Source organism: Stappia sp. 28M-7 (assembly GCF_014252955.1).
GTDB lineage: Bacteria > Pseudomonadota > Alphaproteobacteria > Rhizobiales > Stappiaceae > Stappia.
The window spans coordinates 3,202,532-3,222,202 of the sequence record NZ_JACMIA010000001.1 but is presented as its reverse complement, the minus strand read 5'-3'; the positions used below and the strand labels follow the sequence as shown (position 1 = coordinate 3,222,202).

19 protein-coding genes are annotated in these 19,671 nt (G+C 67.1%); 11 read left to right on the top strand and 8 right to left on the bottom strand.

From position 1 onward, the window contains the following. Position 1 precedes the first annotated feature (1 nt). The 6 genes from livM (at position 2) to H7H34_RS14395 (ending at position 5,379) form a co-directional block, all read left to right on the top strand. On the top strand, positions 2 to 1,327 hold the full coding sequence (gene livM, locus H7H34_RS14420; RefSeq protein ID WP_120267336.1) for a high-affinity branched-chain amino acid ABC transporter permease LivM: 1,326 nt from the start codon (positions 2 to 4) through the stop codon (positions 1,325 to 1,327). After that, positions 1,324 to 2,169 carry an ABC transporter ATP-binding protein gene (locus H7H34_RS14415; RefSeq protein ID WP_120267337.1) on the top strand — a complete coding sequence of 282 codons (846 nt, stop codon included), beginning with the start codon at positions 1,324 to 1,326 and terminating at the stop codon, positions 2,167 to 2,169. The genes livM and H7H34_RS14415 overlap by 4 nt, the downstream gene beginning before the upstream one ends. Next, on the top strand, positions 2,166 to 2,897 hold the full coding sequence (locus H7H34_RS14410) for an ABC transporter ATP-binding protein (RefSeq protein ID WP_185925579.1): 732 nt from the start codon (positions 2,166 to 2,168) through the stop codon (positions 2,895 to 2,897). Before H7H34_RS14415 ends, H7H34_RS14410 begins: the two co-directional genes overlap by 4 nt. 106 nt (positions 2,898 to 3,003) lie before the next feature. Continuing rightward, positions 3,004 to 3,366, top strand: coding sequence for a DUF6867 family protein (locus H7H34_RS14405; protein ID WP_185925578.1), 363 nt, complete (start codon positions 3,004 to 3,006; stop codon positions 3,364 to 3,366). A gap of 201 nt (positions 3,367 to 3,567) precedes the next feature. Further along, positions 3,568 to 4,671, top strand: a complete 1,104-nt coding sequence (locus tag H7H34_RS14400; protein WP_120267339.1) for a branched-chain amino acid ABC transporter substrate-binding protein — start codon at positions 3,568 to 3,570, stop codon at positions 4,669 to 4,671. A 189-nt stretch (positions 4,672 to 4,860) separates the two neighbouring features. Beyond that, on the top strand, positions 4,861 to 5,379 hold the full coding sequence (locus tag H7H34_RS14395; protein ID WP_120267340.1) for a L,D-transpeptidase: 519 nt from the start codon (positions 4,861 to 4,863) through the stop codon (positions 5,377 to 5,379). 10 nt (positions 5,380 to 5,389) lie between these two features. Here H7H34_RS14395 and H7H34_RS14390 read toward each other — a convergent pair whose 3' ends face one another. Then, the gene (locus H7H34_RS14390) at positions 5,390 to 5,581 is read right to left on the bottom strand and encodes a hypothetical protein (protein ID WP_120267341.1); all 192 of its coding nucleotides are present in this window, start codon (positions 5,579 to 5,581) and stop codon (positions 5,390 to 5,392) included. Positions 5,582 to 5,851: 270 nt separating this feature from the next. Between H7H34_RS14390 and H7H34_RS14385 the strand changes: the two genes are divergently transcribed. Together H7H34_RS14385 and H7H34_RS14380 are read left to right on the top strand one after the other, a co-directional pair. Further along, a complete protein-coding gene (locus H7H34_RS14385; protein ID WP_185925577.1) occupies positions 5,852 to 6,226 on the top strand; it encodes a CidA/LrgA family protein in 375 nt (124 codons plus the stop codon). Further along, positions 6,223 to 6,945 carry an LrgB family protein gene (locus tag H7H34_RS14380; RefSeq protein WP_185925576.1) on the top strand — a complete coding sequence of 241 codons (723 nt, stop codon included), beginning with the start codon at positions 6,223 to 6,225 and terminating at the stop codon, positions 6,943 to 6,945. Before H7H34_RS14385 ends, H7H34_RS14380 begins: the two co-directional genes overlap by 4 nt. 18 nt (positions 6,946 to 6,963) lie before the next feature. On the opposite strand, the gene H7H34_RS14375 is transcribed toward H7H34_RS14380, so the two are convergent. Then, positions 6,964 to 8,238: a vWA domain-containing protein gene (locus H7H34_RS14375; protein ID WP_185925575.1), complete on the bottom strand. Its 1,275-nt coding sequence runs from the start codon at positions 8,236 to 8,238 to the stop codon at positions 6,964 to 6,966. A 4-nt stretch (positions 8,239 to 8,242) separates the two neighbouring features. Continuing rightward, positions 8,243 to 9,178 carry an AAA family ATPase gene (locus H7H34_RS14370; RefSeq protein WP_120267345.1) on the bottom strand — a complete coding sequence of 312 codons (936 nt, stop codon included), beginning with the start codon at positions 9,176 to 9,178 and terminating at the stop codon, positions 8,243 to 8,245. A 195-nt stretch (positions 9,179 to 9,373) separates the two neighbouring features. Between H7H34_RS14370 and H7H34_RS14365 the strand changes: the two genes are divergently transcribed. Continuing rightward, on the top strand, positions 9,374 to 9,643 hold the full coding sequence (locus tag H7H34_RS14365; RefSeq protein ID WP_120267346.1) for an usg protein: 270 nt from the start codon (positions 9,374 to 9,376) through the stop codon (positions 9,641 to 9,643). A 581-nt stretch (positions 9,644 to 10,224) separates the two neighbouring features. On the opposite strand, the gene H7H34_RS14360 is transcribed toward H7H34_RS14365, so the two are convergent. Beyond that, complete coding sequence (locus H7H34_RS14360) at positions 10,225 to 11,085, bottom strand: tRNA1(Val) (adenine(37)-N6)-methyltransferase (RefSeq protein ID WP_208996609.1); 861 nt, start codon at positions 11,083 to 11,085, stop codon at positions 10,225 to 10,227. After that, positions 11,082 to 11,348, bottom strand: coding sequence for a putative signal transducing protein (locus H7H34_RS14355; RefSeq protein WP_120268301.1), 267 nt, complete (start codon positions 11,346 to 11,348; stop codon positions 11,082 to 11,084). The genes H7H34_RS14360 and H7H34_RS14355 overlap by 4 nt, the downstream gene beginning before the upstream one ends. Before the next feature lie 193 nt (positions 11,349 to 11,541). On the opposite strand from H7H34_RS14355, the gene H7H34_RS14350 reads away from it, so the two are divergent. Continuing rightward, entirely contained in the window at positions 11,542 to 12,558 is a 1,017-nt protein-coding gene (locus tag H7H34_RS14350) for a polyprenyl synthetase family protein (RefSeq protein WP_185926550.1), read from the top strand. 144 nt (positions 12,559 to 12,702) lie between these two features. Here the strand turns inward: H7H34_RS14350 and purU are convergent, their stop codons facing one another. From purU to H7H34_RS14335, 3 genes are all read right to left on the bottom strand, one after another. Next, positions 12,703 to 13,587 carry a formyltetrahydrofolate deformylase gene (gene purU, locus H7H34_RS14345; protein ID WP_067216792.1) on the bottom strand — a complete coding sequence of 295 codons (885 nt, stop codon included), beginning with the start codon at positions 13,585 to 13,587 and terminating at the stop codon, positions 12,703 to 12,705. 150 nt (positions 13,588 to 13,737) lie between these two features. Further along, on the bottom strand, positions 13,738 to 14,682 hold the full coding sequence (locus tag H7H34_RS14340) for a 4-(cytidine 5'-diphospho)-2-C-methyl-D-erythritol kinase (protein ID WP_185926549.1): 945 nt from the start codon (positions 14,680 to 14,682) through the stop codon (positions 13,738 to 13,740). 49 nt (positions 14,683 to 14,731) lie between these two features. Further along, positions 14,732 to 16,534, bottom strand: coding sequence for a tetratricopeptide repeat protein (locus H7H34_RS14335; RefSeq protein WP_185925574.1), 1,803 nt, complete (start codon positions 16,532 to 16,534; stop codon positions 14,732 to 14,734). A gap of 462 nt (positions 16,535 to 16,996) precedes the next feature. Here H7H34_RS14335 and ppdK point away from each other — a divergent pair, with 462 nt between their 5' ends. Beyond that, positions 16,997 to 19,669, top strand: coding sequence for a pyruvate, phosphate dikinase (gene ppdK / locus H7H34_RS14330; protein ID WP_185925573.1), 2,673 nt, complete (start codon positions 16,997 to 16,999; stop codon positions 19,667 to 19,669). The last annotated feature ends 2 nt before the right edge of the window (positions 19,670 to 19,671 follow it).

Genomic DNA, 19,671 nt, shown 5'->3' with positions numbered 1-19,671 from the left:
CATGGCCGCACAGAAACAGGATTTGCTCGCCGGCTCCGTGAAGGATGCCGCCGTGGGCGCGCTGGTCGCATTCGGCCTGTTCGCCATGCTCATCGGCATGAAGACCGAAGTCAGCATCGGCGGTCTGTCGATCGAGTACCGCTGGAGCGCGGTCGCCATCGCGGTCGCCGTCGTCTTCTTCGGACGCCTGGCTCTCAACCTCTTCGTCTGGAAGAGCGAGAAGCCGGTCACCGCCATGCTCGGCGGGCTCATGCCCAGCCAGGCGGCGGCCTTCCGCTTCGGACACCTGATCACGCCGCTGCTCTTCGTGCTCGCCGTGGTCCTGCCGTTCCTGCTGATGTACTTCCTCGGCTCGCGCGGCTCGCGCCAGTATCTCGATCTCGCGATCCTGGTGACGACCTACGTGATGCTCGGCTGGGGCCTCAACATCGTGGTCGGTCTCGCCGGCCTGCTGGACCTCGGCTATGTCGCCTTCTACGCGGTGGGTGCCTATTCCTACGCGCTGCTGGCCCAGTATTTCGGCTTTTCCTTCTGGCTCTGCCTGCCGCTCGCGGGCATCCTCGCCGCCTTCTGGGGCGTCATCCTCGGCTTCCCGGTGCTGCGTCTGCGGGGTGATTATCTCGCCATCGTGACGCTGGCCTTCGGCGAGATCATCCGCGTGGTGCTGCTCAACTGGTACGAGTTCACCGGCGGCCCGAACGGGTTGTCCGGCATTCCCCGGCCGAGCTTCTTCGGTCTGGAGTTCGAGCGCGGAGAGGGCGGCTTTGCCGACTTCTTCGGGCTGGACTTCAACTCCATCCACCGGATCATCTTCCTCTACTACCTGATCCTGGTGATGGCGCTTGCGACCAACTTCGTCACCATGCGGCTGCGCAAGCTGCCGGTCGGACGGGCCTGGGAGGCCCTGCGCGAGGACGAGATCGCCTGCCGCTCGCTCGGCATCAACACCACCAACACCAAGCTGACCGCCTTCGCGCTCGGCGCCATGTTCGGCGGTTTCGCGGGCTCGTTCTTCGCCACGCGCCAGGGCTTCATCTCGCCGGAGAGCTTCACCTTCATCGAATCGGCGGTGATCCTGGCGATCGTCGTTCTCGGCGGCCTCGGCTCGCAGGTCGGCGTCGTCATCGCTGCGGTGGTGATGATCGGCGGCTTCGAGTTCTTCCGGCAGTTCGAGGAATACCGGATGCTCGTGTTCGGCCTCCTGATGGTCGTCATCATGGTCTGGAAGCCGCGCGGTCTGATCTCGACCCGTGCGCCCTCCATCGCGCTTGACCGAAAGAAGGCCAAGGGCATTTCCGCCGATCTGGTTCAGGAGGGCCACGGATGAGACGCTGGAACGACGATCCCGTCCTTCGCATCGAGCATGTGACCATGCGCTTCGGCGGCCTGGTCGCGGTGAACGACCTGTCGTTCAATGTCGGTCGCGGCGACATCACCGCCCTGATCGGTCCCAATGGCGCCGGCAAGACCACGGTCTTCAACTGCGCCACCGGCTTCTATAAGCCGACCGAGGGCCGCATCACCATGAAGCGGCGCACCGGCGAGCATTACCTGCTGGAGCGCATGCCCGACTTCAAGATCTCGGCCAAGGCCGGGGTCGCGCGCACCTTCCAGAACATCCGCCTGTTCGGCGGCATGACCTTGCTGGAAAACCTGATGGTGGCGCAGCACAACCCGCTGATGGTGGCCTCCGGCTACACGGTCGGCGGCCTGCTGGGCATCGGCGGCTTCCGCAAGGCGGAGGCCGGCGCGGTGGACCGGGCCCGGTACTGGCTGGAGCGCACCAACCTGATCGACCGGGCCGATGCGCCGGCGGCGGATCTGCCCTATGGCGACCAGCGGCGGCTCGAGATCGCCCGCGCCATGTGCACCATGCCGGAGCTCCTGTGCCTGGACGAGCCGGCGGCGGGCCTCAACCCGCGCGAGAGCGCCGAGCTCAACACGCTGCTGCACTACATTCGCGACGAGCACGAGACCTCGGTCCTGTTGATCGAGCACGACATGTCGGTGGTCATGGAGATTTCCGACCATGTGGTGGTGCTGGACTACGGCGAGAAGATTTCCGACGGCACCCCGGACGAGGTGAAGAACGACCCGAAGGTCATTGCCGCCTATCTCGGCGTTGCGGATGACGAAGTCGATCAGGTGGAAGAAGAGGTGGGCCTGTGAGCGAGAGAGAACCCCTTCTCCAGATTCGTGGCGTCGAGACCTATTACGGCAAGATTGTTGCCCTGCGCGGCGTCGACATGGACGTCCACGAGGGCGAGATCGTCACCCTGATCGGTGCCAATGGCGCCGGCAAGTCGACCCTGATGATGACGATCTGCGGCACGCCGCAGGCGCGCAACGGCTCGATCCACTACAAGGGGATCGACATCACCCACATGCCGACGCACGAGATCATGCGGATGGACATCGCCCAGTCGCCGGAAGGTCGCCGTATCTTCCCGCGCATGTCGGTGATGGAAAACCTGCAGATGGGCGCAGCCGTCGTCGATCCCAAGCACTTTTCCGGCGATCTGGAAAAGGTCTTCACGCTCTTCCCCCGCCTCAAGGAGCGGCGGGAGCAGCGCGGCGGCACGCTGTCGGGCGGCGAGCAGCAGATGCTGGCGATCGCCCGCGCCCTGATGGGCCGGCCGCGGCTGCTGTTGCTCGACGAGCCGTCCCTCGGTCTGGCGCCGCTGATCGTCAAGCAGATCTTCGACGCCATCGCCGAGCTCAACCGCACCGAAGGCCTCACCGTCTTCCTCGTCGAGCAGAACGCCTATCACGCCCTCAAGCTGGCGCATCGCGGCTACGTGATGGTCAACGGTGTCATCACCATGTCGGGAACCGGCAAGGAGCTGCTGTCGAGGGAAGAGGTGAAGGCGGCCTATCTCGAGGGCGGCAGGCACTGATCCGGCGGCCGCCGGCCCTTGCGGCGCGGCGGCCGGAACCCGTGTTCTCATTCTCGCCGGCACCCGGGCCCGTCAGGGCCGGACGGCGGCACAAAGGGAGGTCCTGATGGGATTCCTCTATGACACGACCCTCGCGGGCTTCATCATCCTGACCCTCGTCCTCGGCGGGGCTGCGGCCTGGTCGACGGGCCGGGCCTGCGCCCTGACCTGGCGCCCGCTTTCCGTCCTGGTGTGGTTCATCTTCCTGCTGTCGCTGGCGGTGCGCTTCCTGAGCTTCGCGCTCTATGGCGGCACGCTGCTGTCGATCCAGCACTGGCTGATCGCCTTCGCCTATCTGGTCGCGCTGGCGCTGGCCGGCTGGCGGGTGACGCGCACCAACCAGATGACCAGCCAGTATCGCTGGCTCTACGAAAAGACGAGCCCGTTCGGCTGGCGTCTGCGCCCCGGCGCCGACGACAGCATCGCCTGACACTACGCGCATTGCGGGAAGGTTCTCCTTCCCGCTACCTGATCCGAAACGCTCGACTTTGCCCGAAAAGGGGATAGTGTTTCGGTAGATGGCCGATCCGGAAGGGACGGCCCGCGGGCAAAAAGCCCGCACAACCAGAGTGGTTCAGCTCCCGGCCCGAGGTGGGTCGGGAAAGCATCTGGAGCAAGGGGAGACTACCTTATGAAGAAGCTTCTTATGGCGAGCGTCGCCACCGTCGTCGGCATGGGCCTGTCGACCGCGGCGATGGCCGACATCATCATCGCGACCGCGGGTCCGATGACCGGCCAGTACGCCTCGTTCGGCGCACAGATGAAGGCCGGTGCCGAGCAGGCCGTCGAGGACATCAACGCCGCCGGCGGCATCAACGGCGAGAAGCTGGTGCTGCAGATCGGCGACGATGCCTGCGATCCCAAGCAGGCCGTGGCGGTTGCCAACCAGTTCGTCGGTTCGGGCGTCGTCTTCGTCGCCGGCCACTTCTGCTCGGGTTCCTCGATCCCGGCCAGCCAGGTCTATGCGGAAGAGGGCATCATCCAGATCTCTCCGGCCTCGACCAACCCGACCTTCACCGACGAGCGTCCGGGCCCGGGCATCTTCCGGACCTGCGGTCGTGACGACCAGCAGGGCCAGGTTGCTGGTGCGTTCCTTGCCGAGAAGTTCGGCGACAAGAACATCGCCATCATCCATGACAAGACCGCCTACGGCAAAGGCCTCGCCGACGAGACCAAGAAGTACATGAACGAGGCCGGCAAGCAGGAAGCCCTCTACGAGGCCTATACGGCCGGCGAGAAGGACTACACCGCGCTCGTCTCCAAGCTGAAGTCCGAGAACATCGACGTGCTGTATGTCGGCGGCTACCACACGGAAGCCGGCCTCATCAAGCGCCAGATGGCCGAGCAGGGCATGAGCACCGTCCTCGTGTCGGGTGACGCGCTCGTCACCGACGAGTACTGGTCGATCACCGGCGACGTCGGTGCCGGCACGCTCATGACCTTCTCTCCGGATCCGCGCAAGAACGAGGTCGCCAAGCCCGTCGTCGCGGCGCTCGAGGCCGCCGGCCGTACCGCCGAGGGCTACTCGCTCTACACCTACGCCGCGATCCAGGCCTGGGCCGAGGCCGTCAAGGCCGCCGGTTCGACCGACTTCGATCCGGTCGTCGGCAAGCTGAACGAGATGGAGTTCTCCACCGTGCTCGGCAACCTGGCCTTCAACGACGTGGGCGACGTGACCCTGCCGGGCTACGTCTTCTACGAGTGGAAGGACGGCACCTACGACTACATGCAGTAAGCCTTTCGGCGAGCTGCGGTTTTCTGGCCCCGCCCGGTTCGTCCGGGCGGGGTTTTTCTTTGCCCGCGGCGGGTGCGTAAACCTTAATCCGTAACCATGCGAATCGATTCAAGGGGCGGGCCTGCGCTTGCCGCTTCCCCACGCTCAGCTATTGCGTAAACTTTCGGTAAACCAATACCGGAGCGTGCGATGGGCAGGGTCGTCTGGGGTATCGTTGCGATCTATGTGGCAATCGGGGTCGCGCTGTGGAGCCATTCGGCACTCGCCGCACCCGAGCTTGTCGCCTTTTCCGACACGCGCATTGCGCCGGGCACCATCGTCATCCGCAACAGCGAGAAGCGACTCTACCTGGTGCAGCGCGGCGGCACGGCCCTGCGCTACACGGTTGCCGTGGGCAAGCGCGGCAAGGCCTGGGCGGGCCGCACCTACATCACCGGCATGCATGTGCGCCCGGCCTGGTCGCCGCCGGCCGAGGTGAAGCGCGACCTGCCGCACCTGCCGAAGGTGATCGCGGGCGGGTCTCCGAACAATCCGATGGGGGTTGCGGCGATGACGCTCGCCGGGGGCGAATATGCCATTCACGGCACCAACCGGCCCGGTTCCATCGGCCGGTCGGTGTCCTATGGCTGCATCCGCATGCACAATCGCGACATTGCGGACCTGTTCCGCCGGGTCGGCGTCAACACGCCGGTCATCGCGGTCAACTGAGCCGTTGTCCTCAGCCGAAACGGGCGGGGGCGGCGGTTTCCATCGGCTGGGCCAGCGCCGCATCCTTGCGGCTGACATCGGCAAGACCGGCGCCCAGCACCATCAGCGTTGCCGTGCCCAGCACGAAGACGATCAGCGCGGGCAGCAGCATCCGGCTGCGGCGCGGCGTGGCGGGGTCGTGAGGCTCGGTCAGTCGCATCATCGGTCACTCGGCGCTGTTTACGCGCGGCTCCTTCGCAGTCCTGCAGCAGAAAATGGCGACGATCTTGGCGATTTCAAGTCGTCCTGCCGATCGCCTTGTTCTCTACTGTTCACGTTCGTGTAACTCTCGGCAGAGTCTTTCGGTTCCGCTGCGACAGAGGAAAATGCACGCCCACCCATCCTGCGGCGGGTGCCCTTGCCGGCGGCCGTTCGCCCTTGCACTGTGGGCGCAGTGCCGCAAGGCAAGGGTGCAAGACGGGGGAGCATGCGAATGATCGGGGCCCTGACACTGATACTGTGCTGCCAGCTCGCCGGCGAACTCGTGGTCACCGCCAGCGGCTTGCCGGTGCCGGGCCCGGTGCTCGGCATGATCCTGCTGTTCCTGCTGCTGCTCGTTCGCGGCGGGGTGGGGGAGGATCTCGGCCGGGTGGGCGATGCCCTGCTCAAGAACCTGGCGCTGCTCTTCGTGCCGGCCGGCGTCGGCGTCGTCGTGCATCTTGGCCTGATCGGGCGCGAGGGGCTGGCGATCACCGCCGCGCTCATCGTCTCCACCCTGCTGACCGTGCTGGTCACCGGCCTCGTCATGAGCCGGCTGGCGCGGCAGGAGGCGGAAAGCCCCTCCGGTCCCGAGGGAGGCGCGCAATGAGCGAGCCGCTGTCGCAGATCTGGGTCTATCTGTCGGCGAGCCCGCTCGCCGCCCTGACGCTCACCCTTGCCGCCTATCAGCTCGGCTTCTTCCTCTACCGGCGGGCCGGCTTTCACCCCCTGGTCAATCCGGTTCTGGTGGCGGTGCTGCTGATCGGCGCCGTTCTGCTTGTCTCCGGCACCGCCTACCCGGTCTATTTCGACGGGGCGAAGTTCGTGCACTTCCTGCTCGGGCCGGCGACGGTGGCGCTCGCCATCCCGCTCTACCGCCAGTTCGCGCGGGTGCGCCGCTCGGCGCTGGCCATCGGCGTCAGCCTGCTGGCCGGCTCGCTCACCGCCGCGCTCTCTGCGCTCGCCGTCGCCTGGCTGCTCGGCGCCTCGCGCCAGACGCTGGCCTCGCTCGCGCCGAAATCCGCCACCGCGCCGGTGGCCATGGGCATTGCCGAGCCGCTCGGCGGGCTGCCCTCGCTCACCGCCGTGCTGGTGATCCTTACCGGCATCTTGGGCGCGGCGCTCGGGCCGCTGGTGCTGGATCTGGCGCGCATTCGCGACTGGCGGGCGCGCGGCTTTGCCATCGGCACTGCCGCCCACGGCATCGGCACCTCGCGCGCGCTGCTGGTCAACGAGACCGCCGGCGCCTTTTCCGGCCTTGCGATGGGGCTCAATGCCATAGCGACGGCGCTCTTGGTGCCGCTCGTCTGGCGCCTGATTTTCGGGTAGCGGGTCTTCGGGTGACCGTCAGCTCGCGGCGAGGCGCGCCGCGTCCTGTGCCGCATGCGCTTCTGCCCGGCGCAGCCAGGCGCGCGGGTCGGTCAGCTGGCCGCCGCGGTCGCGCTCGCCGCTGAGCGCGGTGCAAAGGTCGGCGACCGCCTCCAGTGAGTGCACGGCGCGGAACTCGTCGACATGCGGCAGCATCGCCCGCACGCCCCTTGCGCGCGCCTCGAACCCTTCGAAGCGCAGCAGGGGGTTCAGCCAGATCAGCCGCCGGCACGAGCGGTGCAGCCGGTCGATCTCGCGCTCCAGATCCTCGTCGGTGTCGCGCTCCAGACCGTCGGTGACCAGCAGCACGATGGGGCCGCCCGACAGCACCCGGCGCGACCATTGCCGGTTGAAGGCGGCGAGCGCTGTGGCGATGCGCGTGCCGCCGGACCAGTCCTCCACCCCTTGGGTGCAGGCGAGGAGCGCCTCGTCCGGGTCCTTCATCCGCAGCTGCCTTGTGACATTGGTCAGCCTTGTGCCGAACAGGAAGGTGTGGACGTTGCGCCGCTCCTCGGTCAGCGCATGCATGAAATGCAGCAGGATGCGGGTGTACTGGCTCATCGAGCCGGAAATGTCGCAGAGCGCGACGACGGGCGGGCGCTTCAGGTCGTGGCGCCGGTGGCGCAGCTCGATCATGTCGCCGCCGGTGCGCAGCGAGGCGCGCAAGGTGCGCCGCGGGTCGATGCGCCCGCGCGTTGCGCTGACCAGCCGGCGCAGGCGCACCTTCTCCATCGGCAGCACCATTCGCCGGAGCGCCGCCTTGGCCCGGCGGATCTCCTCCGCGTTCATCTGGGCGAAGTCCTTGCGCTGCAGCAGCTCGCGGCCCGACACGGTGAAGCGGGCGTCCACCACCACTTCCTCGCGCTCGTGCTGCTGGCGTTCGCGCGTCGCCTGGAAGGCCTGTGCAACGCGGGTCTGGCCTGCCTTGGGCTTGTCCGGCTCGCCGCGCGCGGGCGCCACCGGCGAAAGGATCGACAGCAGCTTCTCGATCAGCCCGCGCGAGCGCCAGTAGATGCGGAAGGCCTCGTCGAAGACGGCGCGCTGCTCGCGCTTGCGCACGAAGACCGCATGCAGCGTCCAGTACAGGTCCTCTCGGTTGCGGATGCCGGCGACCTCGACCGCGCGCACCGCATCGACCACGCTGGCCGGTCCGACCGGCAGTCCGGCACGGCGCAGGGTCCGCGCGAAATGCACGATGTTGTCGGCGATGCGTCCGCCGGCCTGCTCCTGCAGCGTCGCGAGCTCGTCCGTCATCGGCTCAGGCCGCTCCGCTTCCCGTGCGGTCGTGGTCGCGCTGGATCTCCTCGATGATCTTGCGGGCGCGCGAGCCGCGCACGCGCTCGATGTCGTCCTGGTATTTCAGCAGGACGCCCAGCGTGTCGGACACCATGTCCGGGTCCAGCGCGATCTGGTCCAGCTCGGTCAGCGCGGTCGCCCAGTCCAGCGTCTCGGCAACGCCCGGCTGCTTGAACAGGTCCTCGTCCGTGCGCAGCGCCTGCACGAAGGCGACGAGTTCGCGCGACAGCCGGTCGCCGGCGCCCGGCACCTTGCGGCGGACGATCTCCAGTTCGCGCTCCGCGTCCGGATAGTCGACCCAGTGATACAGGCAGCGGCGCTTCAGGGCGTCGTGGATTTCGCGGGTGCGGTTGGTGGTGATGATGACGATGGGCGGCTCCTCGGCGCGGATCGTGCCTAGTTCGGGGATCGTCACCTGGTTGTCCGACAGCACTTCCAGCAGGAATGCCTCGAACGCCTCGTCGGCCCGGTCCAGCTCGTCGATCAGGAACACCGGCGGACCGGAGAGCGAGGGCTCCAGCGCCTGCAGCACGGGGCGCTTGATCAGGAAGCGCTCGGCGAAGACCGACTTCGACAATTCGCTGTGGTCGGTGTCGCCGGCCGCTTCCGACACGCGGATCTCGACCATCTGCGCGGCGTAGTTCCATTCGTAGACGGCGGTGGAAACGTCCAGCCCTTCGTAGCATTGCAGGCGGATCAGCTCGCGCCCCAGCGCCTGCGACAGCACCTTGGCGATCTCGGTCTTGCCGACGCCGGCCTCGCCTTCCAGGAAGAGCGGCCGCTTCAGCTTCAGCGCCAGCAGCAGCACAGTGGCCAGCGAGCGGTCCCCCACATAGCCCTGGCCGTCCAGCAGGGCGCTCGTCGCATCGATCGTGTCCGGGAGAGGCTGCGCGGTCATCTGGGCTCCTGTTGCTCGGCTCGCCCGCGCAGCCGTCCAAAGGCGCCGGGCTCTTTCCCTGCAACATAGTGCGGGCAGGCGGGGCTTGTCAGGTGTCCTTAGGGACAAGGCGGCCGCAAACGACGGGTTAACCCGTCGTTAACCATGAAGTCCGGACACTTGACGCTGGGTGAGGGACTTCGAAAGGTTCGGATCATGAGATCATCGGATTTTTCCCGCCAGCTTGAGGGCTACGGCCTGCTCACGGCCCATATCCTCTACCACATGCCCGACCATCCGCGGCTGCTGCAGACCTTCCTGTGGCAGACGCTCGACAAGGCTCCGACCTTCCCCGAGCTCAGCCGCTTCCTGCAGTTCTGGGAGCGCGACATCGAGGGCAGGCTGCATTCGGTGCGCATCTCCCATCGCGACCTGATCGGGCCGAGCGACTGGCGCATTCTCGACGCGGAGTTCCCGATCCACTGACGGATCGGTCCTGCCTGCGGTCCACTGCGCGGGGCGTGGCGGAGTGCTATGCCCCGCCGCACGGGCATCCTATGCCGTGCGGCTACCTGCGGCGCCTATAGAAACCCAGGGCGAGCTCGAGAGAGAGCGGCCCGTGCAGGCCAATGCCAAAGAAAAAAAACAGAAAATTCAGCAGCGGATACTCGTCACTATCAAATTTGTGAAAGGCGTATATTGAAAATATTATCCAAAATAAGGAGGAATAAAATTTGTAGTTTTCATATTTTATGTAAATTCTGCACAGTCCGATCCATCTGCATGTCAGATATGAGGATGCAAATATACTGATGGCTACAAATGGCGGGTATTCTCCCAAAGCAAAAATGAGATAGGACATCACGCCGAGGCACGAAATCAGCAACAGCGACTTGATGTTGCCCTGTGCCGTTTGGGACAGACGCCATTCCATGAAACCCCTCCATCATAGGTTGCGAGGAGGGTAGGTATAAAACATGAGTAAAACAATCATGTTTTTGGGCGCGCGGTCCTGGTTCCCCAAAATCGTGCACTCCTGCATTCCGAAATGCCGCCTGCGCCGCGTCTCAGCGCGGCGGGGGCGGCGGCAGGCCGGCACCGTCGCGCATGATCGCGCGTGCCTCGGGGGTGAAATCGGAGCCGGCGCCCTCGTGCAGCACGAAGCCCGGCAGCAGGCGCATCGGCGCCCGGCTCGCCCGCACGCTGCGCACCAGGATGCGCGTTGCCGCGGCCTCAGGGCGCGGGCGCAGCGGAATGACGTCGATGGCGCCGAAGCGGCCGGGCAGCAGCTGCAGGATCTCGCCCAGCCCGTCGGCGCGGAAGATCATGGTCAGCGTGCCGCCCTCGCGCACGATGTCGGTGGCGACCCGCACCCAGGGCTCCAGCCCGCGCGTGTCCAGCACATGCGCCCCGGCGCGCGGCGCGGCGGGCGAGGCGCGAAAGCGCCCGTCGGCATAGTAGGGCGGGTTGACGATGGCGTGGTCGGCAAGGCCCGGCGTCAGGCCGGCGGCATGGCGTTCGCGCCCGCGGGCGGTGATGTCCGCCTCGACGATGGAGACGCGCGAGGCGAAACCGGCATTCTCGGGCACGGCAAGCGCCCGCTCCGCCAGATCCAGCGCCGCCCGGTCGCGGTCGACCAGCAGCACTTCCACCTCGGGCAGGCGTGCGGCGAGGCAGAAGCCGGCGGTGCCGACGCCCGAGCCGAGATCGACCACGCGCCCGCGCGTTCCGGCGGGCACGGCGGCCGCCAGATAAACCGCGTCCAGCCCGGCGCGGTGGGCGCCGCGCGCCGGCTGCAGCACCTGCACCAGCCCGCCGAGAAAGGCGTCCTTGGTGACCGCGGCGCTCTCCTGCAGCGCCTGCGCCACGGGTCCCGGTTCTGCTGCAGCGCCTTCGATGTCGGCCGCGTCCTGCACGTCGCCGCTCACGGCTGAGGGCTCCCGTCGGCCTTTTGGTGGCGGGCCAGCGTGTCGGCATCGAGCTCGTGTGCGAGCTCCATCCGGCGCATGAGACGAATGGCCGCGCCGAGGTCCTCCTCGATCACCATCACCCGGCGAGGGATGATGCCGAGCGAGCCTTCCAGGATGCTCATGTTGCCATCCAGCACGAGATGACCGATGCCGGCTTCGTCCAGAAGCGCCTCGACATAGGAAATCAGGACCATATCGTTGGTCTTGAGCAGAGGAACCATGTAGTCCTTGTCCATTGGGTCTTGCGGGTGGGGCACCTTACAAGACCAGGGCGGTCGAGGCGACATTCCCTGATGCGCCTGTGCGGCATCTGTGCGGTTTGGTCAACGGTGCGTCTCGCGAAAGACGGCTTGCCGTGGGCATGGGCCGGACCTATTGTCCCGCCGTCTCTTACTCGAAACGAGGTTGTTCAACGTGGGCGTGGTGGTTCCCTTGCGCGAAACCCGGTCAGAACCGGCCAGCATCCAGAACCTGGTCGACCTCACCGCCGGCGGCATGGAGGCCGTCAACCAGCTCATCCTGTCCAAGGCGGGATCGAATGTCGAGCTGATCCCGGAGATCGCCCGCCACCTGATCTCGTCGGGCGGCAAGCGGCTGCGGCCGATGCTGACCCTCGCCATGGCCGACATGTTCGGCTACGCGGGCGACGGTCATGTGGGCCTGGCCGCCAGCGTCGAGTTCATGCACACGGCGACGCTCCTGCACGACGATGTCGTCGACGAGAGCGACATGCGGCGCGGCAAGCTCGCGGCGCGCAAGTTGTGGGGCAATCAGGCAAGCGTGCTGGTCGGCGACTACCTGCTCGGCCAGGCCTTCAAGATGATGGTCGATGTCGGCTCGCTCGAGGCGCTGCAGATCCTGGCCAGCGCCTCGGCTGTGATCGCCGAGGGCGAGGTCATGCAGCTCGGTGCGGCGCAGGACCTGGAGACTACCGAAGAGCGCTACATGCAGGTCATCGAGGCGAAGACGGCGGCCCTGTTCGCCGCCGCCGCCGAGGTCGGTCCGGTCATCGCCGAGGCGTCCGACGCCAACCGCGCGCTCGCCCGTTCCTACGGCATGGCCCTCGGCCTTGCCTTTCAGCTCGTCGACGATGCGCTCGACTATGGTGGCTCGGCCGCCGATCTCGGCAAGGACACTGGCGACGACCTGCGCGAAGGCAAGATCACCCTGCCGGTTATCCTCGCCATCCGCCGGGGCAAGCCGGAGGACCGCGAATTCTGGGTCCGCTGCCTGGAAGAGCGCGACGTGCGCGACGGCGATCTTGACCGTGCCATCGCGATCATGCAGGAGACCGGGGCGCTCGCCGAGACGATCGAGCGGGCCCGTGCGTTCGGGGCCGAGGCGCTGGAGGCGCTGCGGGGATTACCCGCCAGCGAGCAGCGCGAGGCGCTGGCCGAGGCGGTCGAATTCTGCATCGCCCGCGTCAGCTGAGTTTTCGCGACGCCATTATCGAATTTGAGCGATTTCGAGACGGGTTTTTGCAAAATCCGTCTCGAAATTTGCAACCGCCCCGCTTGCCTTTGCGGGGCGGGTTGTCCCCGTGGCGGCACCAGCCCCGTGGGGCCGGTTATCCCCTCAGCCCATCCGCTCCGACGCGTAGCTGCCCGGGCTCGCCGGGAAGACCACCGTCTTGTTTCCGTTGAGGAAAACGCGGCGGTGGATATGCGCGTGGATGGCGCGGGCGAGCACCTGGCTCTCCACGTCGCGGCCGAGCGAGACGTAATCCTCGGGCGACTGGGCATGAGTGACGCGCACCGTGTCCTGCTCGATGATCGGCCCCTCGTCGAGGTCGCTGGTGACGTAGTGGGAGGTCGCGCCGATCAGCTTCACGCCGCGCGCGAAGGCCTGCTTGTACGGGTTGGCGCCCTTGAAGCTGGGGAGGAAAGAGTGGTGGATGTTGATGATCCGCCCGGCCATTTCCTCGCACATGCGCGTCGACAGCACCTGCATGTAGCGGGCCAGAACCACCAGTTCCGCGCCGGTTTCCTCGACGATCGCCATCTGGCGCGCCTCGGCCTCCGCCTTGTTATCCTTCGTCACCTTTATGTAGTGGAAGGGGATATCGTGGTTCACCACCAGCTTCTGGTAGTCGAGGTGGTTGGAGATCACGCCGACGATGTCGATGGGCAGCGCGCCGATCCGCCACCGGTACAAAATGTCGTTCAGGCAGTGCCCGAACCGGGAAACCATAATTAAAACCTTCATTTGCGCCTTCTCGTCATGGAACGAAAAGTCCATTCCGAAGGTCTCGGCATGGGGCGCGAAGCCGCCCGACAGCTCGTCCAGGCTCGCGCCGGTCTCGCTGTTGAAGCTGACGCGCATGAAGAAATTCCCGGTCTCGCGGTCGTCGAACTGGGCGCTGTCGGTGATGTTGCAACCATGCTCCGCCAGATAGGTGGAGATGGCGGCGACGATGCCGCGGGTCGAGCGGCAGGTGACGGTCAGGGCGAAGGCGCTCATCAGTGATGATTCCCGGCTGAGAGGACAACAGGTCCACGCGATAGCGGAGTGTCGCGGGTTGTCCAAGTGTTGTCGCGTTCTCGCGCCGGGGACATTTCGAAAAACGGCGCGTTGGCGCCGATTTGCGACGGGCAGGCGTGCGGTTTCGCCTCAGGCGACCGCCGCGACGGGCGCAGCCTGGATCCACCAGCCGGGATGCTGCGCGGCGAGCCTTCGGGCCTCCCGCTCGGCCTCCTCTATCCCCGCGAACAGCGCGAAGCATGTCGCGCCGGATCCGGACATGCGGGCAAGGCGCGTGCCGGGTGCGACGCGCAGCGCGGCAAGCACATCGGCGATCGGCGGTGCCAGCGCGAGCGCCGGTGCTTCCAGATCGTTCCGCGTTTGCTCCAGCCAGGCAACCAGCGCATCGAAGGAGGCGAGGTCGCGGTCGGAAAGCGGGGAGAGCGGCGGGTTGTCCCGGCGCTCCAGCCGGGCGAAAACCTGAGGCGTTGCAACGGGTAAGCCCGGATTTGCCAGCAGCACCGCATGGCCCGGAAAGCGGGGAAGAGGGGTGACCTCGGTCCCGGTGCCCGAGACCAGCGCCGGCTTTGAGGTCAGGCACATCGGCACGTCGGCGCCGAGCGTTTCGGCGATCTCCGCGAGCCGCGCCATCTCGCTCTCGCTTGCCGCGCGGCCGGTCATCGCGGCGAAGCCGAGCCGCAGCGCCGCAGCCGCATCGGCCGAGCCGCCGCCGATGCCGGAGGCGACCGGCAGGCGCTTGTCGAGGGTCAAGGCTAGGGGCGGAAGGGCGGTGCCGAACGCGCGGGCGAGCGCGGCAAGCGCGCGTAGGACGAGATTGTCGCCCGCTGGGTTATCCCCGCCTGTATCGGCGGCGAGAGCGCCGGCGAAGGGGCCTGTGAGCGTCAGCGCATGGTCTGTCCCTGCAGCTCGCTCTGCCGACAGTTGGTCGCCGAATTCGGCAAAGGCGACAAGGCTTTGCAACAGGTGATAGCCGTCGGCGCGCCGACCGGTGACGTGCAGGGCGTAGTTGATCTTGGCGCGCGCGAGCAGAGGAGCGGGGCAGGGCCCGCCTACGGATATCCCCGCGCCGGGCATCTCTCCCGACGCCGGGCTGTCCGCCGGATCGGCAGGGCTCACGGCGGCGTCAGCCGCCGTTCTGCTTCGGCTCGGCCTTGGCCGCGGGCGGCTCGCCGTCTTCCTGCAGGCCCTTCTCGATCTTCTCGAGAATCTTCGGCAGCTCTTCCGGCTCGGGGCCGAGATCGCGGGCGTGGTTCCACTGGAACCGCGCCTCCAGCCGGCGCCCGACCTTCCAGTAGGCATCGCCCAGATGGTCGTTGAGCACCGGATCCTGCGGCCGCAGCTCGACGGCGCGCTCCAGCTCGGTCACCGCCTCCTCGTAGCGGTGGAGGCGATAGTAGGCCCAACCGAGGCTGTCGACGATGTAGCCGTCGCGCGGGCGCAGCTCGACCGCCTTGCGGATCATGTCCAGCGCCTCGGGCAGCTTAAGCCCCTGATCTACAAGAGAATATCCGAGGTAGTTGAGCACCAGCGGCTGCTCGGGCGACAGCTTCAGCGACAGGCGGAAGTCGGCCTCGGCCGGACCCCAGGTCTTCAGCCGTTCGCGGCAGATGCCGCGATAGTAGAAGATCGTCCAGTGCTTGGCTTCCGGCTCGGCAATGGTCTCGATGCCCTTGGTGTAGGCCTCATCGGCCTCCTTGAAAAGCTTGTGAGATCTCAGCACGTTACCGAGCGCGACCACGGCATCGAGGTCGCTTGGATCCTTCTCCACCAGGGCCGAGAGGTGGGCGCGCGCCTCGTCCAGGTTGTCGAGGGCGTTGTAGTTGATGCCCACCTGGATCTCGGCATCGCGCTTGAGCGGAGAGGACTCCGGCACACCGGACAGAACCTCGATGGAGCGCTTGAAGCGGCCCATGCGGTCGAAGAGGCCGGCCAGCGCGATCGCCGCGACATCGGCCTCCTCGTCCAGATGCAGGGCGAGCTGCAGGAAGGTCGCGGAGAGCTCCTCGCCGCCGTCGCGGCCGATGGCCGCGCCGAGCCCGTAGAGCACCTCGGCTGCGCCCACCTTCGGGCTTGCGGCGATGCGCTCGATGGTCTCGCCGCTCTCGATCCGCTTGCGGGTGGCCACCAGCACCGGGTGGTCGGGCAGCATCGCGTTGAACTCGGCCAGTACCTTGAGCGCGGCCTCCTTGTCGCCGTTGCGATAGAGCGACAAGGCGTAGGCATTGACGACGCGCAGGGCGCCCCGGTCGGCGCTGTAGGCATCGCGGAAGTTCGCCTCCGCGTCCTTGCTCCGGCCCGCGTAGTCCTGGATCAGGCCGGTATGGTAGGCGACGAAGACGGTGTACCAGCTCGGCCCGTTCAGCCGCGAGATCCGCGCCAGGGCCTCGTCGGTCTTGCCGTCGCCGGCCAGCGCCCAGGCGGACAGGAGCCCTGCCGCAAGCTCGGCCAGCGGGCCGCGGCCGCCGTCGGAAAGATACTCGCCGGCCTTGGCGTTCTTGCCGGCACGCATCTCCTCGACCGCCAGCATCAGCCCGGCGAGGAAGTGGTCGGCCTGCTCGCCCTTGAGGCGTTCGGCCAGTTCCAGCGCTTCGGCAAGGTCGCCGTTTGCCAGCTTCAGAACGAAGGTGCGGTCGAGCAGGAAGGGGTTGCCCGGATCGACCAGAAGCGCCTCGCCGAAAAAGGTGGCGGCATTGTCGAGATCGTTGCTCTGCCCGGCAAGGCGCCCGGACAGATAGCTGCCGCTCAGCGTGATGGGCAGGCCTTCGGGAGTGCCCGAGCTGAAATCCGGGTCGATATCGGTCGCCTGGGCATGGGTTTCGGCGAAAGCCGGAGGGGCGGATGAAAGGGCCGCGAGCGAGGCCAGAAGGGCGACGCTGCAGGCAAGGCTGCCGCGGCGGGCGGTTCGGGTGAGGCGGCGTGTTGTCATCCGGATTGTCTCAATGCCCCTGCTTTGGCGCGAATGCGGCGAGTCATCCGCCTGATTTTGCCTGCGAGGATGGCCGCAATATGTCTCTCCTGCAAGCAGGTGCGACCGGCGGAGCCGGAAAGCCGGCTCACGCTGCGCGGTCGGCGAGGCGCCAGTTTCGCATGCTGTCAGGCGATATGGGGCGCCACAATGCCGGCGGCAATGCGGCACCTGCGAGAATCGTAAGGCGTCAAACGGCCTGCTGCGCGGGCCCGGGCTCCTTTGCCGGGGGGCGAAAACGGCCCGAACCATAGCCTGCATCAATAACCGGCCGGCCGATTGCGCAAAAAACCTTTGTTTCGTGCACTGCATCATTTATGGGGGTGGGCATCCGGGGAGGGAGGCGCACGCGACCTCAAGCGCAGGGTCCGGCGCCTCCGGGGCGCGCGATCGCAAGCCCCGAAGCGAGAGGATGCAGGCGGCATGACCAAATGGGTGTTCGGTTTCGGTGACGGCAAGGCCGAAGGCACTGCCGAAATGAGGAACCTGCTCGGCGGCAAGGGAGCCAACCTTGCCGAGATGAGCAATCTGGGACTGCCGGTGCCGCCCGGCTTCACGATCACCACCGAGGTCTGCACCTGGTTCGACAGCCACGACAAGACCTATCCGGACGAGCTGCGCGCCCAGGTGGACGCAGCGCTCGAGGAGGTCGGCCGTATCACCGGCCGCCGTTTCGGCGACACCACCAACCCGCTGCTGGTTTCGGTGCGCTCCGGCGCGCGGGTCTCCATGCCGGGCATGATGGACACGGTGCTCAACCTCGGTCTCAACGACGCCACGGTGCCGGCGCTGGCCGAGGCCGCAGGCGATCCGCGCTTCGCCTATGACAGCTACCGCCGCTTCATTCAGATGTATTCCGACGTGGTGATGGGCCTCGATCACCATGCCTTCGAGGAGATCCTCGAGGAGTTCAAGAACGAGCACGGCCGCGACCTCGACACAGATCTGACGGCCGAAGACTGGCAGCAGGTGATCACCAGCTACAAGGCCCTGGTCGAGGACGAACTCGGCACGCCGTTCCCGCAGGACCCGCACGAGCAGCTGTGGGGCGCCATCGGCGCTGTCTTCCTGTCCTGGGAAAGCGCGCGCGCCATCACCTATCGCCGGCTGCACGATATCCCCAACGACTGGGGCACGGCGGTCAACGTGCAGGCGATGGTGTTCGGCAACATGGGAGAGGACTCGGCCACCGGCGTTGCCTTCACCCGCAATCCGTCGACCGGCGAGAAGGCGCTCTACGGCGAGTTCCTGATCAACGCGCAGGGCGAGGACGTGGTCGCCGGCATCCGCACGCCGCAGGACATCACCGAGGCCGCGCGCATTGCCGCCGGCTCCGACGCGCTGTCGCTGGAGCGGGCGATGCCCGAGGCCTTTGCCCAGTTCACCGAGATCTGCGACCGGCTGGAAGGCCACTATCGCGACATGCAGGATCTCGAGTTCACCATCGAGCGCGGGCGCCTGTGGATGCTGCAGACGCGCTCGGGCAAGCGTACGGCGCGCGCCGCGCTGAAGATCGCCGTGGAGATGGCCGACGAGGGACTGATCTCCACCGAGGAAGCGGTGATGGGTGTCGACCCGGCCGCTCTCGACCAGCTGCTGCACCCGATGATCGACCCTGCGGCGGAGCGCGACGTGATCGCGACCGGCCTGCCGGCCTCGCCGGGGGCTGCGTCCGGCGTCATCGTCTTCTCCTCCGACGAGGCGGAAGAGGCGAAGGCTGCGGGCCGCAAGGTGATCCTGGTGCGCGTCGAGACGAGCCCCGAGGACATTCACGGCATGCATGCGGCCGAAGGCATCCTGACGACGCGCGGCGGCATGACCAGCCACGCGGCCGTGGTGGCGCGCGGCATGGGCAAGCCCTGCGTTTCCGGCGCCGGTGCGCTGCGGATCGACTATCGCACGGCGACGCTGACGGTCTCGGGCCGCAAGCTGTCCAAGGGCGACGTGATCACCATCGACGGCACCACCGGCCAGGTCCTGGTCGGCGAGGTGGCGATGCTGCAGCCGGAAATGTCCGGCGAGTTCGCCCGGCTGATGGAGTGGGCCGACGTCCACCGGCGGATGGCGGTTCGCACCAATGCCGAGACGCCGGCGGATGCGCGCGCGGCGCGCGGCTTCGGCGCCGAAGGCATCGGCCTGTGCCGTACCGAACACATGTTCTTTGAAGGAGAGCGCATCGTCGCGGTGCGCGAGATGATCCTGTCGGAGACCGAGCAGGGCCGCCGGGCGGCGCTCGACAAGCTGCTGCCGATGCAGCGCGGCGACTTCACCGAGCTGTTCGAGATCATGCAGGGCCTGCCCGTGACGATCCGTCTGCTCGACCCGCCGCTGCACGAGTTCCTGCCGCATAGCGAGGAGGAGATCGCCGAGGTCGCAGCGGTGATGGGCGTCGACAGCGAGGTGCTGCGGCAGCGAGCGCATGATCTCAACGAGTTCAACCCGATGCTGGGCCATCGCGGATGCCGGCTGCTGGTGACCTATCCCGAGATCGCCGAGATGCAGGCGCGCGCCATCTTCGAGGGCGCCGTTGCGGCCGGCAAGACGACCGGAGCGCCGGTGACGCCGGAGATCATGGTGCCGCTGGTCGGCGTCAAGGCGGAGCTGGACATGGTGCGCGCACGCATCGACGCGATGGCCAAGGCTGTGGCGCAGGAAACGGGCATCACCATCGACTATCAGGTCGGCACGATGATCGAGCTGCCGCGGGCCTGCCTGCGCGCCGGCGAGATCGCCGAGACCGCGGAGTTCTTCTCCTTCGGCACCAACGACCTGACCCAGACGACCTTCGGCATCTCGCGTGACGATGCGGCCTCGTTCCTCGGCCCCTACCAGCGCATGGGCGTGATCGAGCGCGATCCGTTCGTCTCGCTCGACCAGGAAGGCGTCGGCGAGCTGATCCGCATCGGCGCCGAGCGCGGCCGGGCGGCCCGCCCGGGCCTCAAGCTCGGCATCTGCGGCGAGCATGGCGGCGACCCGGCCTCGATCACCTTCTGCGAGAGCGTCGGGCTCGACTATGTGTCCTGTTCGCCGTTCCGCGTGCCGATCGCCCGACTGGCGGCGGCGCAGGCGGCGCTGAAGGCGAAGAAAGCGGCCTGAGG